Origin of the sequence: Ruminobacter amylophilus (genome assembly GCF_900115655.1) — a bacterium.
In the GTDB taxonomy this organism is placed as follows: Bacteria; Pseudomonadota; Gammaproteobacteria; order Enterobacterales; family Succinivibrionaceae; genus Ruminobacter; species Ruminobacter amylophilus.
Genome location: NZ_FOXF01000024.1, coordinates 1 through 16,911 on the forward strand (window position 1 = coordinate 1; position 16,911 = coordinate 16,911).

Genomic DNA, 16,911 nt, shown 5'->3' on the forward strand with positions numbered 1-16,911 from the left:
TTATATTATACCGCAAAAAATTATGGAAGTCTTGTATTTTCTGCAACTTCCATTAAATTATTTTTCGTATATGTTTAAAACAACAAAGTTTCGGATAAAAGCAAAGAGTCTCCTACAGTAATGTAAGAGAATCTTTAAATGTACTTTTTATGAGAAGTTATTACTAAGATATTCCAAATTTTCCTGTATCCGGTTTATTTCAGCCTTTATATAATTAATTTGTTTACTGGCATTGTACATGCTGTTTGCAAGATCGTTAGTGGTCTTTACCAGATTTTCATGCTGACCTACCACGCCGTTGTCATCTGAACATGAATATTTGAAGTTGGCAATAAGCGCGCCTATTTCATCCCGAGCCTCAGGCATTTCGGAATAAAGATTGTCAGCCCATTCCTCATATTCAACAATGAACACGCCCACCGACTTGCGGTCCTTGACGATTTCGTCATAGTTGTCGGAACCGAGGGCTTCAAGCACCTTCTTTTCAACCAGGGACTGGTAGGTCAGAAGGTTAAGCATTACATTATCAACGTAGTCATCAGTAGCCTTAAGCTTGAGTTCCTGGATCATCTGTCTGAAAACGGGGCGCCATGCGATGAAGTCAGCCTGACTCTTGTTTGCCTTGATGGTAAGCTCCATGTTCTGTCTCTTCAGATCAGCGATGGTATCGATAATATCAAGGTAACTTCTTGATAAATCCGCAACCTTGGACATTCCCCTAATGACCTCCTCATCATCGGTTGATAAATCAGTCAACCTGTTGAGGCTGTTCTCAAACTCGTTTCTGGAACTGTTGAGTATTTTTATCTGACTTGTCAGTTCGTCATCAGTTTTGGCGTAGATGACATTATTAAGCTGCATATTCAGCGATAAGAGGTTTATTTCAGTTTCATATGTTTTATTGTACAGCTCTCTGTATTTTCTGTCTGTTCCGTTCAGGTAACTAAGCAGCCCATTATAGGTAACATCCTCGCTTACGTAATTTGAAAGAACGATTCCGGCAGTGCCGGCGATGATAAGTATCAGAGCTGCAGAACAGGCTATTACTTTTAATGCAGTATTTGATTTTCTTTCTTCAGAAAAACGCTTACTGCCGGCATTATTTCCTTTTTTTCCGGTTTTACTGAAGATGTCTGACTGTCGGCTGGAAAAATTATCTTTTTTCCGGTAATCGGAATAGAAAGGAGGTACATCCCTGCCGCACAATGGGCAGAATTTGGCTTTATCCCGGAGTTCGAAGTTACAGAACTGACATTTCATTTATATTTCCTGTAGAATATATGTGATAATCGATAAAAACAGATGTTTTATTCATAAACCGTTTAATTAGAATGGATGTTTAAGGATAACAAATTGTATTAACGGGATGCAATGAGTTTTTGAAATGAACGGATTTGGAATGTACTGTTTGCAGTCAGATTCACTGAATTTTTATCCGTCTTCTGACCGGAGTCTCTGTTTTCTGTTCATATCGGGCCTTTTTTGGCCGGTTCGGTTTAAATGTTATTCACGATGTACTGGAGTTGTTTATGGCATTGATTAATTTTTCCGACATCCTAAAAAAGGCGGGATTTGATCCCGGTAAGGTAAAACTGATAAGGCACAGCCTTACCGACAGTAATTTCAGAAACTGCTACATGGCCGGTAAAGTATTTGAGTATACGTGCCATCAGAAGAAGAATTTCAGTAAGGGTTATGATTACTGGGCCACATTTATCAGCGGCTCCGGTACTCTTGCCAGGTTTCATTCCATCTACAGAGTCGGAGATTCCAGACCGGATACCGAAGATATCATACCTGAAGGAATTCCTGATTCCGAGGCCTCACATTTTAAAGGCAATAATGCGTATTACGACCTTGAAAGACTTGATGTTCTGAGTGAATTTGAAGGAAAACTCACCATTGAATGGGGAAATTCGGCCAGAATGTGGCATCAGAAAGGTACTACAGAAAAAGCAGTGGTATCAATCCAGCCGAATGAAAAGAAGGTGTTTTCAGGTTTTGAAAATCTGGTTCTTTCTTTTGATGAGCTCAAGGAAATCGTTGATAATCCTGAAGTCTACGATTCATGGCGTACAGCTTTATCTTCTGTTTATGCCATATATCTCATAGTCGATTCTGAAACGGGAAGGCAGTATGTCGGTTCCGCTTACGGAAAGGACGGTCTCTGGGGGCGCTGGTCTGTGTATGTCGAAACTCATCACGGCAACAATAAGGAAATGAAGCAGCTTGTTTGCAGTTATACTGAAAGGTATCATTCTTTCCAGTTTTCCATACTTCAGATCCTGCCTAAAACGGTGACCGACAGAGATGTTACTGATATTGAGAGCTTATGGAAAAGCAAGCTTCTTAGCAGGAAATTCGGCATGAATGATAACTGATTTCAGGACGGGCAGAAATGCCGTTAAAAATAAACCACTGTCTGGACAGTGGTTTATCTGTACTGCTTAATTCTGAATAGCTGCGATTCAGGTAAAGACTACCTGGCACTGCTTATTGCCTTTGCGTCATTTACACTGAGGCTTGGTGAATAGATGACAGTATTAAACATATTATCGGCAATGTTTGTATACATGTTAAGCTTGTTATTCTGCTTACTGTTTTTGTTTTCGCACTGTTCACCCATAATGGCTTTACGATCATCGGTTACGGTGTAGTTTTCACAGATTATCTGCTGTTTGAGGTTCGCAACAGTATCGTCATCAAAGGATTCCTTATCTGCAGGAGCTCTCATGAGCACGGCAATTTCTCCGGTACTCTTATTTGCAAGTATCTTAAAATTAGGATTTCCAGACTTGGAGAATTCTTCAAGACCGGCAGGCCATGCAAGAGCTTCTGAAGAAAAAATCATAAAAAGAGAGGTAAGTGCGAGGGGGAAAAAACTGTTCTTTAACATTTATCTGTTCCTGTTTCCACTAAAAATCATATGTCACTGCCGACAATTCAAGTCTGTATGACACTGCAGTTGTAATAAACGCCGTGGTAAAGGCTGTGATAATAATACACCTGTATTTAAAAATTAGATATGCCTGTTTGTTAAAAATATGTAAATACAGTAAAAATATGTATTTTATGGAAATTCGAATCAGCGAGTTTCTGTTTCCTTTTCATATCTCCGGCGATAATATTCAACAGTGCGGTAATTTATGATATCTCTGAATTCAGCAGCAAATTCCGGTCTGGAGAGAATGTCGGAAAGTTTTGGATTAAGTGACAGAGTGCGCGGTTTTTCCTGTCTGAAAAACATATTTTCTGTCTTCAGCAGGAATTTTACGGGCATGTCGAATATCTTGTCAGCGTGCCGTTTTCTGCTGATTTTCAGAAACTTTTCATATGTCATGTCTTTATCCAGATCTATCCAGTTTCTGTTGCCGGAAAAGAATGACAGCCAGCTCTGCAGAAGGTCCTTCTCTGTCACTGCTGATTTGAGTGCGGAGCCGTCAAGAAAGGCTGTGAGTACCGGCATCTTGTACACCTTTGTCATTGCCGTGGTTTCCGCCATTCTCAGAAAATCACCTGCAAATCCCGTGTAAATCTCCTCCTTTTCAGGAGATAGTTCACCAATCTCCTTTAAAAAGCCGGAGTAGTTGCTGAAAGGATTATCCTTTGAGTGCTGAACGGCTTCAAGGTAAATGTCACTCTCCATGCCGTTGAAAAGTTCAATACGGTCGGGAACCTTTCCGGTTTCGGCCTTAATTCTGAAATACTCCTGTCTGATAAGCTCCTTTCGCACAGTGTTTCTGCGGTTGAGAGAGGCGAAGAGATCCACCAGCCTTAAATCAAAATCTACCTGACAGCCGTCAGGCAGATTATTCTGTCCGTACGGATTGGTTCGGCTGTCCGATTTACCTTCGGTAAGGTATCTGATTACCTTTTCGGCTCTGACATAATTGCCGATAAAATCAAGTACCGTAAGGAACTGCTTGTCTGCACAGGTTCTTAAACCGCGTCCGAGCTGCTGCATGAAGATGACGGGGGACTCGGTCGGTCTCAGGAACATAACCATGTCCAGAGAGGTGATGTCTACACCTTCGTTGAACATGTCTACACAGAATATGACTCTGATTTCACCTCTGAGAAGTTTTTCAACGGCGGTACCGCGGTCTTCCGGGCATTCGCCGCCGGCATTGCTGTATACAGCCGCGGCTTTGATATTTCTTCGGTTGAATTCACGCGCCATTTCCTCGGCGTGTTCTCTGGAGCAGCAGAAACCCAGTGCTCTGCGTGAACCGTATTTGAGATAGTTGCCGTAAATGAGATCGTGTCTTCTGACATTGCCGATGTAGGTTTCGTTAAGTTCTCTGTTGTCGTATCTGCCGTTAACCGGATGCAGTCCGGAATAGTCGGTGTCGTCATAGATGCCGTAGTATTTGAACGGTACCAGGTATCCTTTGTTGATGGCTTCACACAGTGAGATTTCATAAGGAACGTTATAATCGAACAGTTCAAATATGTCCTTTTTATCCATGCGCTCGGGAGTTGCCGTGAGTCCAAGCATGAATTTCGGCCTGAAGTAGTTCATGATTCTGCGGTACTGCGAAGCCACGCCGTGATGTGTTTCATCAATAATGAGATAGTCAAAGAAATCGGGGCTGAAGTATTTGTCGTTAAGATACTTGTCGTTTCCGAGAGTGGCAACAGATGCCATTATGACCGATCTGTCCGTGCATTTTTCCCCGGCATTGAAAAAACCGATGTCGGCTGTCTTTCTTATGGAGGCAAATGTTCCGGCCGTCTTTTTAAGTATCTCGTCTCTGTGGGCCACAAAGAGGATTCTCTCGAACTTCACTGAGTCAAACGCCGCAAGGGCGGTTTTACCGACTCCTGTCGCGGCAATAACCAGTCCCTTGTCGGCTCCTTCCTTTCTTGAGTGTTCAAGGGCATAGAGCGCTTCGATCTGGGAACCTCTCGGCTGAAAAAAGGAAGTTACCTTTTCTTCATCGTATTTCAGTATCGGATGATGATGCCAGTGTTTTGAGTATTCCTTCAGAAATTCATCATCAACGGTTACGGAGTGGTTAAGCCAGAGGTCCTCAAAGGTATGCATGAATTTGCGGCATCCGCGATCGTCAGCTGCACTGTTGAAGCGGTAGTTCCATTCTATTCCGGAGGTCAACGCGCTTCTTGAGATATTTGATGAGCCTATGAAGATTTCATGAAAATCATGACGGTGGTGAAAGATGCAGGCTTTCGGATGAAATGCCCTGTTTTTTTCTTTAAACATGCGCAGTTCAATGTCGTCACCGAGATGCTTTCTTAAAAGACAGAGCGCTGAAGGCTGGGTGATGTCGAGGTATGAACCTGTCAGTATCCTTATGGCCGCTCCACGTTCTGTTGCGGATTTCAGCTCATTAAGGATCAGTCTTACTCCGGATTCCATCAGGAACGATACGATGATGTCCATGTTCTCGGCTTTTCTCATGGAGACCAGAATATGTCCGAGCAGATGATCCCGGTATCTGTCATTGCCGGTACAGACATTGTTATCCGTGTAAAACGTCAGGTCGGCAGGATTTTCATAAAATTTTATCAGTTCCTCAGAAGCAGATTGAGCCATTTTTCCTCACTTCTCCCCGGTCTTACGTCGGCGGTTATCCAGTAGTCAGTTATGTGAAGCTTTGAATTACGGGCGAGAAACTCCCTGAAACTCTCCGGCGTGAAATCAGTGAAATATCTGCCGTTGCGCATCCCTTCAAAAGTACCGTATTTGAAGGAGGTATATATCGTGCCGGCAGGCTTCAGGGCGTTTTCCATGCGTCTGAAAACATCCCCAAGATCTGTTCTGGAAAGATGCAGAATGGAGGCACAGGCCCAGATGCCGTCAAACTCCTGGCGGTTATCCAGCTCACTGAACAGAAGTCTGATTACCTCGTGACCTGTGTTGGCCGAGGCCGTGCGGCACATTTCAGGACTTCCGTCGGTGGCGGTTACCCTGAATCTGCGTTCGAGGAAATAGAGAGTGTCGCGTCCCGAACCGCATCCAAAATCGAGTATGTGTGCCGATGGGGAAAGCTCCCTCAGGAATCGTTCCTGAGTATCTCTGAAATCAACTCCGAATGTTGAGTCACTGAATGACTGACAATTGTTTTTATAGTATTCCAGTGTCCTGTCCGTCATATTCCTGTCCGCCGGTAATTTTCTAAAATTAAAAAACAGCTTCTCAAAAAACCGGGGTCGGGGCTGAACGGCCGCCATATCCAGATGTTTTGAAACAGTTGCCAACTACCTATTATGACAGCAAAAAAAAGTGCTCAGCCATAAATTTATTGAAATGTGCGCTGAGACGGTCTGAAATATTGAACTCAATCAAGAAAGCGGCATTCTTTACAAATCAGTGAGACGGCAGAGAAAACGAAAAACGGTCTGATACATCCTTCCGTTCTCTCAGCCGTGTGTTTCTTTATCATGTTCCTTTCGGATAATGCGGTTTCCTGATTTCAGACGCTGCACGGTTCAAGAATGCTGAGGTAATGCTTCAGGTTCTGCAGTAATGCTTTTTCCTGTAATGTGCCGTGCTGCTGTAAATACACATCTGCAGATCCTCATTCACTGAATGCTCTGAAAGGTCTGCGGAACCCTCGCGGCAGGCCTTTAAAAACATGTAATACACAAAAAAACACGTTCATAAATGAATAAATAACATACAAAAAAACAGTAAATATCCTGTAACACTTGTGAAAAAATCGTCAAAAGCCTTTGAATTTAGTGATCGGTAACAGATTTTTGCCTTTTGCGAGTTGCTCACAAGCTGTTTGTTATTGATAATTGAAAACGTTTAGCAACGCCGATATCTCGGATATTACGGGGCTAAAGAGGAAAGTCTAAAACAATAACGTGTTAATTAAGAGGGCAGAGATGAATAAGACCCAGCTAGTTGAGAAGATTGCTGAGAAAGCCGGTATCACCAAGAAGAAGGCTGATGAAGCTCTTAAGGCATTCGAATCTGTAGTAACTGAAACTCTTGGCAGCGATGACAACATTACCCTTGTTGGATTCGGTACTTTTGAGGCTACCGAACGCAAGAGTCGTGAAGGTCGTAATCCAAAGACTGGTGAAGTAGTGAAGATTGAAGCTCGCAAGGTGCCTCGCTTCCGTCCAGGTAAGGCTTTAAAGGATGCTTTAAAGTAAGATAGGGCATCAGCTGATTCTAAGTCTGTAAAAGCACACATTTAATGTGTGCTTTTCATTTATGGAGACCTGTATCGGGATCCCGGATGCCAGAATCAGCCGGAAGAGTGAAGCTGCTCATTCCTAAGGTGAAGATCCGTCATTTTTTGAGCAGTTGCCTTCATTCCGCGTGACTTATAATAAAAATGAAATAATAATAGTGAGATTATTACGGTAATTTCATTTATAATAATTACAATTTTTTAACTTTTGTGTTTTGAATTTATTTACCTAGTGTATATTTCGGAGTAAAAGATACATGTTTACTGATAAACTCCGCGAAGGTTCAACCGGACCGGCAGCCAAGATTCTGTTCGGCATAATAATCGTTTCCTTCGCTGTTGCCGGTGTAGGTTCCTACCTGATTCCGGATCGTAACGATGAACCCGTAAAGGTTAACGGGGTGAAAATCCCTGAATATGAACTTGAAAATCAGGTTCGTATCGAAAAGTCCAAGCTTGAAAGACAGTTCGGCAAGAAGTTCTTTGAACAGCAGATGGCTATTGATGACAACTTCAACAACAAGTTCAAGGCCAGCATTCTTGAAAGAATGATCAATGATGAAACTCTCTCTCAGCTTATTGAAAAGGACGGAGTTGACATTCCTGCAGTTCTCGTAAAGTCCAGAATCAGAAGCATGCCTGAATTCCAGGTTAACGGTGAATTCAATCAGGATCAGTATCAGAAGGTTCTGTCCATGGCAGGCTTCCAGAGTCCTGATGCATTCGGTGAAGCTTTAAGAAACGATATTGCCAAGGAAACCTTCCTAAAGCCTGTTATTGAAGGTGAGTTTGCTCTTCCGGGTGAAGTTGGTCATCTTACCGATCTTCTGACTGAAAACCGTACCTATACCATGGTGAACATCAACAAGAGCAAGTTTATCGGCAACGTTGAGGTTACCGAAGAGCAGATTAAAGACTACTATGAAGCTCACAAGGATAACTACCTCAATGCAGACAAGGTTAAGTTCACCTACATCTATCTGACCACTGATGATGTTGAAGCTGATGTTCACTATACCGATGAAGATCTTACCAATTTCTTCAATCTGCATACCGAACTCTATACCGTTCCGGAAAAGCGCGAGATTTCGCACATCCTCTTTACCGGTGACGACGCCATGGAAAAGGCGAAGGAAGTAAAGGCCAAGCTTGATGCCGGCGAAGACTTCGCGGCCCTGGCTCAGCAGTATTCTCAGGACCCTTCATCAGCAAAGAACGGCGGTAAGCTTCCTGCATTCGCTTCAGGCCATCAGGACAAGAGCATTGACAGCGCTGCCTTCGCTCTCGAAAAGGTCGGTGATGTTTCAGAACCTGTAGAATCAGATTTCGGTGTTCACATCATCAAACTCAACAAGATTGTTCCTAAGACCTCAAAGACCTTTGAAGAGTCAAAGTCTGACGTAATCAGCAGATTCGTAAAGCAGCAGAGCCAGGAAGTATTCCTCGACAAGCGCCAGATTGTTGCCGACGTTTCTTTTGAAAATCCAGACTCTCTTGATTTTGCCGCCAAGGAAGCCAACAGCTCCGACAAGGATCATCCTTCTGACACCGTTAAGGTTCAGACTTATGATTTCCTTGCTTCTGATGCAAAGGATCTCAAGTTCCCGTTCAGTGAAAAGGCTGTTCTTGACAAGGTATTCGATCAGGAACTCCGTGAATCAGGCATGAACTCAGATCTTATCGAACTCGGTCCTAACGCATTTGTTGTCGTTCATATCGAAGACTATGTTCCAAAGACTCCGAAGAAGCTTGATGAAGTTAAGAAGTCTATTATTGCAGACATCAGTGCCGATGCTTCCAGGGCCGGTGTAAACACCTATGTTGACGGCCTGATTGCAACTCTTGCAAAGGGTGAATCAATTGATGGCGAAGCCGCTTCAGGTAAGATTACCATTGATAAGCCTAAGACCATTTCCCGTCTTGACAACAAGGTTGACGAAAGCGTTTCAAGAAACGTGTTCGAGCTCGCCCGTGCCGACAAGGGTAATATTAACTACGGAAAGTATGAGGACAAGGACGGCAACGCATACATCCTGATCCTCAATGACGTGGAAATCCGCAGTGAACCTGATGCTTCACGTGATGATTTCCTTACTCAGCAGATTTCCAATATGAAGTCAAAGGCTGACAACGTTGTTCTGATTAATTCAGCACGTGACAAGTCCAAGATTGAATACAATCTCAGCAAGAAGTATTTAAACGGTTCTTCAGACTCATCTGAAGACTGATAAATACCGGATGAATTCATCCGACTGAGTATTAAAGCAGGTCACCGTTTCGTTTTTATGGCGAAACGGTGATTTTTTTATGGATATAAGTAATTAAATTTGAAGAATAATCCGTAAATCAAGGTATAATACACTGGTTATCAGTAATGTACCGGTATTTCCCGTTCGATGAAACACCTGAATTCCTTCGGTGCGTATTCATTCTGACTGGAATCTGAAAGTCGGGGGCCGGTTTTTCTGAATAAAGGTTTTATGCTTTGCGTGTTTCCTGCAGGAAACACCTGTTCGGGCACCATTTATAAGATTGATAAGGATTTATTTTAATGGAATTCAAGACTACTGAAGATAAGGTTTGTTACGGTATCGGTACTCAGGTTGGTGATCAGTTAAGACACAGCATGTTCCCTGCATTCAATGTTGACGCCGTTATTGAAGGCATCAGAGATTCACTTGCAGGCAAGCTCCAGATTAATGCTCAGGAAATCAATGACGCATTCAGAGTATTAAATGAAAAGCTCGCCAAGGAACAGGCCGCTCTTGCTGAAGTTGCCAAGAAGAAGGGCGCTGAATATCTTGCTGAAAACGCAAAGAAGGAATCAGTTGTAGTAACTCCTTCAGGTCTTCAGTACGAAGTTCTTAATGAAGGTACCGGTGCTACCCCTAATGAAAACAACGTTGTTAAGGTTCATTACCACGGTACTCTCATTGACGGTACCGTATTCGATTCATCAGTATTAAGAGGTGAACCTGCCCAGTTCGGCGTAAATCAGGTTATCAAGGGCTGGGTTGAAGGTCTTCAGCTGATGAAGGTTGGTTCAAAGTACCGTTTAACCATTCCATATGAACTTGCCTACGGTGAAAACGGCGCAGGTTCAATTCCTCCATGCAGCGTGCTCGTATTCGAAGTTGAACTCCTCGATATCGTTAAGTAATTAAGACTTTTTCGGAGATTGAATCATGAGTAAGTTACGTATTGCAGTTGCGGGTGTTAACGGCAGAATGGGCCGCTGCCTTGTACAGGCTGTAACGGCTGCCGGTGAAAAGTGCGAGCTGGTTGCCGCCACCGAACATCCGGAGTCTTCAGTTATCGGTGCCGATGCAGGCGAAATCGCAGGTGTGGGCAGGCTCGGTGTGGCTGTAGTTCCATCACTCAGGGATGCGGCTGCCTTTGATGTACTGATCGACTTTACCCGTCCTCAGTCATCTCTTGATAATCTGGCGGAATGCGTATCACGCAAGTCAAAGGTTGTACTCGGTACCACCGGATTTACTGATGAACAGAAAGGACAGATTGCTGAATTTGCCAAGCAGACAGCAGTTGTATTTGCATCCAACTTCAGCGTTGGTGTAAATCTGGTATTCAAGCTTCTGGAAATGGCCACCAGGGTAATGGGGGATTATTCCGACATCGAAGTTGTTGAAGCTCACCACAGACATAAGGTTGACGCTCCATCAGGAACAGCCTTAAGCATGGGAGAAGCCGTAGCCAGGGCCTTAGGCAAGAACCTCAATGACATTGCTGTAAAGGAACGTAACGGCATCATCGGTGAAAGAAAGCCGGGAACCATCGGTTTTTCAACCATTCGCGCAGGCGACATTGTAGGTGAACACACCGTAATGTTCGCGGACATCGGTGAACGCGTGGAAATTTCCCACAAGGCTTCAAGCCGCATGACTTTCGCCAACGGTGCCGTAAGAGCTGCTCAGTGGTTAAGTGATCGTACTACCGGTCTTTTCAACATGCAGGACGTGCTTAATCTCAAGTAAGCTTCATTCTGCGGATTGAAATTCCTAAAAGTGAAACAGGAAGAGGAACATCATGGTATGTTCCTCTTTCTTTTTATGAATGATTATCTGAATTTATTGCGATAATGTGATGAAAGAATTTCTGTGACAGTGATTGATTTTAGTTTTATGATCAGGGGGTTAATTTCATCCGGTGTGCCGAAAGGTCTGTTTATGTACCTTGCCTGTAGATTTATTCTGTTTATTATCTTTTAATATTCCGGATTATCAGACGGTATTGCTGATAACGGCAGGGCACCTGAGGATGCCTTCTTGTTTTTATGAGAAACTTAAGAGTTCTCTTTCACTTTTTTGGTTTTCAGGTTGTTTTTGGCTTTTACAAGCTGTTCTATAGCTTCTCCTGCTGATACCTTGTTTCTGCTCATTTTGGTGTATACGCTGCACGGATTAAGCCTGTAGCAGCATGCCGCCTCGTCGATTGAACTGAATTCACGTCCGTTGATGATCACCTTTTTTGTACGTGCAGGCACAAATTCGAGGCACCTGTTAAGGGCTTCATCCGGGTTCTGACACCTTTTAAGAGCATCGTTCCATCTTGATCTGGTGATGCCATAGTGCTCACACATGGATGCGATTGAGGGAAATTCTATCCCGCGTACTGTAACCCTGGTTTTCTTTCCTGTCATTAAATACTTCCTGTAATGTGCATGTAATAATTTACAGTCTGCTTGAATTTCAACGTCATGATATCAAATTTATTCTTAATAGTAAAATAATAATATTTATATTTAAATGATTTATATCAATATAATATATATATTACAAACAAGCGCCAACGAATAATTTAACATCATGAACGGGGTTGAAATGCCGACGGCGCGGGCATTGTCTGACTGAAATAAGTTAAGTGTTCTGATGATGAAAAATGTGAATATTCAAAAGCACAGAAATACCGATTGTGCAAAAAATGACGGAAAATATGAAAAAAAAGAAATTATTTAACCTTGGGAACATCCTTCCAGGAGGTAGTGTATGCCGGTGATTTTCTTTCCTGTCTGGATATGCCGCTCCGGGCATACATGCCCTGAGCCGCCAGAAAGACCGTATTCTGTTTTCTGGCGTTAAGCCGGTCAACAGCCATCTGGAGTTTTGCGCGTTTCTCTCTCAGCTCCTCGGATTCCGGCTCTGCATCAAAAAGATCCATCTGGCTTTCGCGTGATGCAGACAGATCCTCAAGAATGACTCCTGCCTTGTAGTAGAGGTATCCCGGTGCAAAAATACCGTTAAGCACGCGAAGTCCCGCACTGAGCAGTTCTGTCGTGTCACAGGTTCTGATATTCAGTCTGGCATAGGCCTGTCTGCTGTAGTGACGGTCTCTTGCTGAAGCCAGATTGGTCTGGATGTATATGCTGATGATGCCGGCATACTGACGATCTTCCCTGAGCTTTTCAGCTGCCTTTACTATAAAATCAGCCACGATCTGGCTGAGTTCGGTAAGTTCGGTAATGTGATGACCGAAGGTTCGGCTCCACATAATCTGTTTCCTGGGCTGCGGCTGGCTGTCCATGGGAATGCAGGAAATACCGTTAAGTTCAGTTATGATATTGGCAGTGGTGATGTTGAACTTCTTCTTTATCTCCGCAGGATTCAGCAGTGACAGTTCATAGGCGTTTCTGATGCCGTATTCTCTGCCAAATCGTTCATTAAGGGCTCTGCCTATTCCCCAGATATCGTCAAGGGGTGTGTTTTTCAGGGCGAAAATTCTCTCATCATCCGTATCTATAGTCATGACTCCTCCCGGAAGAATACCTTTCTTGGCGCAGTGATTGGCAATCTTCGCCAGGGTTTTGGTTGAAGCTCCTCCCACACATACAGGGATGCCTATGTCATGTGTCACCCGGTGACGGATCTCAAGACAGTAATCAAAATTATTGTAGGTTCGTGAATATCCGGTGAGGTTCAGAAAGGCCTCGTCTATGCTGTATCTTTCAACCTCCGGAGCAAATCCGCTCAGCATGGTATAGACACGGTTGGACATATCCAGATAAAGACTGAAATTGGAACTGAAAACGGCAATGTTGTACCGGTGCACAAGATCTCTTATTTTGAAAAGAGGAATCCCCATGGGAATCCCCAGTTTTTTGGCTTCGTTTGAACGGGAAATTACGCATCCGTCATTGTTTGAAAGCACGATTACCGGACGATCCCTGAGATCGGGACGGAACATTCTTTCGCAGGAAACAAAGAAGTTGTTGCAGTCGGCCAGAGCAAAATAACTGCGGGAGGCATTCATTTCATATGCCTTAAGTCTCTGCAGATCCTCCGGAGTTGCCTTGTCCGGATCCGTATACCTGATGATGCTCATGTTCTGTCTTGTGCCGGTGGTTATTCAGATGAAAAATTCTCGCATGGTGGGTTTTATTTCAATTATACCTGTTTTCTGTTGAAAAACATAACGAATAAAATATATATTCTGTAATTTTCTGCATAATTGTGCGTAATCGCTCCTGAGTTAAATCGTGATGAACAGGCGAACTGAAGGTTTTAATCAGGACTGATTACTGTTATCATAAGTCTATGTCTTCGCGTACAGCGCGCGGAGTTACCACGGTTTTTAAATTCAGAACTGAATATGGACGGCAACGGTGAACAGGACACAGATAACTGAACTATTTGAGATATTTGAATCCGTAAGAAGCAATCCTCGGTCGGAGCTTGTATATCATAACAGCTTTGAGCTTCTCTGCGCCGTGGTGCTTTCGGCCCAGGCCACCGACGCTTCCGTAAACAAAGTTACTCCCGTCCTTTTTGCCAGGGCTCCCGATCCGCAGACCATGGCACGGATGGAAACCGCGGCAATTGAGGAGATCATTTCCTCCATAGGTCTTTACAGGGCCAAGGCCGGATATCTGAAAGGTCTCAGTGAAAAACTGGTGTCAGACTTCGGAGGAGAAGTACCTCAGTCTGAAAATGAACTGGTCTCACTGCCCGGCGTGGGACTCAAGACGGCAAGAGTTGTTCTTAACGTGGCTTTCGGCCGGCCGACCATTGCTGTCGATACGCATATATTCAGGGTTGCGGACAGAATAGGTCTGAGCCATGCAAAAACTCCCAATCAGATGAGTGACGTGCTGGCTAAGCGTATTCCCGAACGTTTTCTGAAAAACGCCCATCATCATCTCATTCTTCACGGCAGATATGTGTGCCGTGCCCAGCGCCCGAAATGTCATGAATGTCCGGTGACACACCTCTGCGCCTTTTTCAAGAAAAGCAAATACGTCACAAAGTAAGTAAAATCAGAAAACTTTTTTTCATTATAGTGATCAAGCGTGATTTTTAAATCTTTACTTTATGCAATGATATTAAAGATAGGGGGATAACGTGCGATTATTATTTGGGCAAACAGATTGTCCATCCCGTGATGATTGCTCTTTTTATGTCAATTTAAATGTTTTTTGTCAGATAAACATTTAAAATATATCTAATGCGCTGCTCACTGCGACAGGGCATGAACAAGGATAAAACACACTCATCATGAGTCGTACAGTTCTCTCAGTTCCGATAAGCAATGTAACCGTGTCCGGTTCGGATTATGTCCGTCTGATTATTCCTGCAGTAATCATCGTGCCGGATCAGGCTGTCGGATTTGACATGATTTCACTCGACCCGTTCTTAACTTTTCCAGAGAACGGGTCACGGAGTGTCTGAAAACACCTTTTCAGGCATTCAAACCGATTGAACGTCGGGGATTGTCCGGAGGATTTCTGATCAGAGTCCGGCCGGAAAGCCTTCTTTTGAGGAGGGGCTGTTCAGTATGGCTGGTTATACATATTTAAAAAAGGCGATCTATGAACGATACAAACAAAAAAAATAACGAACAGAAGATAATTAGCTCGCTTGTAAGAGACTTTATCATCTATATAGATCAGGAATGCTTCAATAAGCCGGAAGAATTTACTCCGTTTGCCGATCTTGTTGTTCCAACCTTGCGCAAATATAATCAAAAGCTTAATGTAAACTGCGATTATATCAAGCATGTTCGTGATGTACTGTCTAAAGAAAAGAATCTTAAGTCCAATCTTGATATCATGGAAAAAAGCGGTCGACTCGACATCGTTGACTGCGACAGTATTGAAGATCTGATCAGTCAGCATCATTCAGATGCCAATACGCTTTTCATTACCCAGATTGAAGAGATGGCTGTTTCCGTAAAGAGCGGTGAGGATGCTTTTGACAGTAACAATCTGTTTATCAAGAAAATTAATCTTGAAGCGTCTCTGGATTATTTCAAGGGCATTCGAAATAAATATGCCAGCCTTGGTAATGCCCCGTCAGAAGCTGCACGCGTCAACACCATCATTATTGACATTTCATCAATCTTCTATGAAAACACTTCGTTCTTCCTTGAAGACCTGAATCTTTACAATAATCCAAGCTATCCGTACAAGATATACGTCTGCAAGAGGGATCTCGATAAATTCTATCAGAGTGCAAAAGTCAGCCATTTTGCCGACTCAAGTTACAGCCGACTTGATCGTGAATTCGGCGCGATTACCTACAACCCTGATCTTGCGGGAAGAGATGACAGTGCAACCATCAGAAAATTCAGAACCGAGAAGAACGTCGGTGTTCTGACTTTTGATGACAGCAGGGCAAGTGAATTTTTCAATATGAACGAACCTGATCTTTCAGGTCGCTGGGTCTGTCCGTTCAAAATCAAGGATGGAGATGCAAATACCGATTATCCGTCCAGCCCGTGGAAAAAAGATATAAACTCACTTTTTGAAAGAGTTAAGGAACTTCTGAACTCTAATGAGGATTCCTTTGCTAAGTATGCGGAGCTTTCAAAGGTTCAGACCGCAGCCAGCATAGAGGAAGACAAAAAGAAGAAGGAAATGGAGAGCGCTCCAGCCTCCGCCAAAACTTGTGATGAAGTCAAGAAGGCCATTGCCGACCCTATCATTAAGGTAAACAACTCTGACTTCTCTGATCTGGTTGTCGAATCTGAAGCTACCAGAAACAATGACATGATGTTTGCAAAGTCCAAGGATTTTGCAAAGACTGTGATTCAGCCGAAATCAAGTGAGGTTGTTCCTCCTCTGCAGACAGCATCAGTAAGTGCCTCAACCATAAATCCGGAGGTTTCCTCATCTGATGACAGAATTATCAAACCTGTAAGTACCGGAACCACACTGAAATTCGTTAAGGATGAAGAAACAGCTCAGCCGGCTCCTGCCGCTCCGCAGACCAAGCCTGCCGTTGATGACGTGATTTCTCCGGTAAGGGAAACAGTTGACGTTATGGCTGAAAAAGCCGCGGAAACAGTAGAAACTGTTGTTATCGATTTAGACAAGAATGTTGAGAAGGAAACAGTCACACTCACGGGAAACGTCAGGGATGTAGCAGCTGAAAAGGCCGATGAAGTGCAGTCAGCCGTCTCTGAAACCGCAGCAGAAGTAAAAGAGGCTGTTGCTGAGGCTGAAGATAAAAACGAAGATATTCTTTCCGCCAGAGAAAATGAATCTGAACACCATGACGAAAAGAAGCATCGCGGTCTGTTTGGTCTGGGTTCACTTTTTGGCAGAAAGAAAAACGCCAAGGAAGAAGTTAAAGCTGCGTTAGCCGACAAAGTTGAAGAAGTAAAGACCTCAGTGGCTGACAAGGTTGCTGAAACTAAAGAAACCATAGCTGAGGTTAAGGATGCAGTTTCCGAAAAGGCTCAGGAAGTTAAGGCCGCAGCAGCTGACAAGGTTGCTGAAGCTAAAGAA

At 43.5% G+C, this 16,911-nt stretch carries 12 protein-coding genes and 1 pseudogene; 7 read left to right on the forward strand and 6 right to left on the reverse strand.

Annotated elements, in window-relative coordinates; all coding sequences use genetic code 11:
* Positions 1–147: 147 nt before the first annotated feature.
* Positions 148–1,260, reverse strand: coding sequence for a zinc ribbon domain-containing protein (locus BMY80_RS07050; protein WP_093142313.1), 1,113 nt, complete (start codon positions 1,258–1,260; stop codon positions 148–150).
* A 269-nt stretch (positions 1,261–1,529) separates the two neighbouring features.
* Between BMY80_RS07050 and BMY80_RS07055 the strand changes: the two genes are divergently transcribed.
* Positions 1,530–2,381 carry a GIY-YIG nuclease family protein gene (locus tag BMY80_RS07055; protein ID WP_093142316.1) on the forward strand — a complete coding sequence of 284 codons (852 nt, stop codon included), beginning with the start codon at positions 1,530–1,532 and terminating at the stop codon, positions 2,379–2,381.
* A gap of 98 nt (positions 2,382–2,479) precedes the next feature.
* On the opposite strand, the gene BMY80_RS07060 is transcribed toward BMY80_RS07055, so the two are convergent.
* From BMY80_RS07060 to BMY80_RS07070, 3 genes are all read right to left on the reverse strand, one after another.
* Positions 2,480–2,896, reverse strand: a complete 417-nt coding sequence (locus BMY80_RS07060; protein ID WP_093142318.1) for a hypothetical protein — start codon at positions 2,894–2,896, stop codon at positions 2,480–2,482.
* A 189-nt stretch (positions 2,897–3,085) separates the two neighbouring features.
* A complete protein-coding gene (locus tag BMY80_RS07065; RefSeq protein WP_093142321.1) occupies positions 3,086–5,557 on the reverse strand; it encodes a DEAD/DEAH box helicase family protein in 2,472 nt (823 codons plus the stop codon).
* Positions 5,530–6,117, reverse strand: coding sequence for a class I SAM-dependent methyltransferase (locus BMY80_RS07070; protein ID WP_093142323.1), 588 nt, complete (start codon positions 6,115–6,117; stop codon positions 5,530–5,532). The genes BMY80_RS07065 and BMY80_RS07070 overlap by 28 nt, the downstream gene beginning before the upstream one ends.
* Positions 6,118–6,855: 738 nt before the next feature.
* On the opposite strand from BMY80_RS07070, the gene BMY80_RS07075 reads away from it, so the two are divergent.
* From BMY80_RS07075 to dapB, 4 genes are all read left to right on the forward strand, one after another.
* Positions 6,856–7,128, forward strand: coding sequence for an HU family DNA-binding protein (locus BMY80_RS07075; protein WP_031580444.1), 273 nt, complete (start codon positions 6,856–6,858; stop codon positions 7,126–7,128).
* Between the two features lie 298 nt (positions 7,129–7,426).
* Positions 7,427–9,397: a SurA N-terminal domain-containing protein gene (locus BMY80_RS07080; protein WP_031580445.1), complete on the forward strand. Its 1,971-nt coding sequence runs from the start codon at positions 7,427–7,429 to the stop codon at positions 9,395–9,397.
* 323 nt (positions 9,398–9,720) lie between these two features.
* Positions 9,721–10,329 carry a BamJ family beta-barrel-assembly machinery protein gene (gene bamJ / locus BMY80_RS07085; RefSeq protein ID WP_093142326.1) on the forward strand — a complete coding sequence of 203 codons (609 nt, stop codon included), beginning with the start codon at positions 9,721–9,723 and terminating at the stop codon, positions 10,327–10,329.
* 22 nt (positions 10,330–10,351) lie between these two features.
* Positions 10,352–11,164: a 4-hydroxy-tetrahydrodipicolinate reductase gene (dapB, locus tag BMY80_RS07090; RefSeq protein ID WP_198020494.1), complete on the forward strand. Its 813-nt coding sequence runs from the start codon at positions 10,352–10,354 to the stop codon at positions 11,162–11,164.
* Between the two features lie 308 nt (positions 11,165–11,472).
* Here dapB and BMY80_RS07095 read toward each other — a convergent pair whose 3' ends face one another.
* Together BMY80_RS07095 and BMY80_RS07100 are read right to left on the reverse strand one after the other, a co-directional pair.
* Positions 11,473–11,829 (reverse strand): hypothetical protein, encoded by a 357-nt coding sequence (locus BMY80_RS07095; protein WP_093142328.1) that lies wholly within the window; start codon positions 11,827–11,829, stop codon positions 11,473–11,475.
* A 308-nt stretch (positions 11,830–12,137) separates the two neighbouring features.
* Positions 12,138–13,508 (reverse strand): Y-family DNA polymerase, encoded by a 1,371-nt coding sequence (locus tag BMY80_RS07100; RefSeq protein WP_093142331.1) that lies wholly within the window; start codon positions 13,506–13,508, stop codon positions 12,138–12,140.
* A gap of 280 nt (positions 13,509–13,788) precedes the next feature.
* On the opposite strand from BMY80_RS07100, the gene nth reads away from it, so the two are divergent.
* Positions 13,789–14,433 (forward strand): endonuclease III, encoded by a 645-nt coding sequence (gene nth, locus BMY80_RS07105; RefSeq protein WP_093142333.1) that lies wholly within the window; start codon positions 13,789–13,791, stop codon positions 14,431–14,433.
* A 558-nt stretch (positions 14,434–14,991) separates the two neighbouring features.
* Positions 14,992–16,911 (forward strand): annotated as a pseudogene (locus BMY80_RS07110) (hypothetical protein); the annotation flags it as partial.

Excerpts from the sequence above, each read along its gene's own strand:
- BMY80_RS07050 (WP_093142313.1), bottom strand. The coding sequence starts at position 1,260 with ATGAAATGTCAGTTCTGTAACTTCGAACTCCGGGATAAAGCCAAATTC.
- BMY80_RS07055 (WP_093142316.1), top strand. The coding sequence starts at position 1,530 with ATGGCATTGATTAATTTTTCCGACATCCTAAAAAAGGCGGGATTTGAT.
- BMY80_RS07060 (WP_093142318.1), bottom strand. The coding sequence starts at position 2,896 with ATGTTAAAGAACAGTTTTTTCCCCCTCGCACTTACCTCTCTTTTTATG.
- BMY80_RS07065 (WP_093142321.1), bottom strand. The coding sequence starts at position 5,557 with ATGGCTCAATCTGCTTCTGAGGAACTGATAAAATTTTATGAAAATCCT.
- BMY80_RS07070 (WP_093142323.1), bottom strand. The coding sequence starts at position 6,117 with ATGACGGACAGGACACTGGAATACTATAAAAACAATTGTCAGTCATTC.
- BMY80_RS07075 (WP_031580444.1), top strand. The coding sequence starts at position 6,856 with ATGAATAAGACCCAGCTAGTTGAGAAGATTGCTGAGAAAGCCGGTATC.
- BMY80_RS07080 (WP_031580445.1), top strand. The coding sequence starts at position 7,427 with ATGTTTACTGATAAACTCCGCGAAGGTTCAACCGGACCGGCAGCCAAG.
- bamJ (WP_093142326.1), top strand. The coding sequence starts at position 9,721 with ATGGAATTCAAGACTACTGAAGATAAGGTTTGTTACGGTATCGGTACT.
- BMY80_RS07095 (WP_093142328.1), bottom strand. The coding sequence starts at position 11,829 with ATGACAGGAAAGAAAACCAGGGTTACAGTACGCGGGATAGAATTTCCC.
- BMY80_RS07100 (WP_093142331.1), bottom strand. The coding sequence starts at position 13,508 with ATGAGCATCATCAGGTATACGGATCCGGACAAGGCAACTCCGGAGGAT.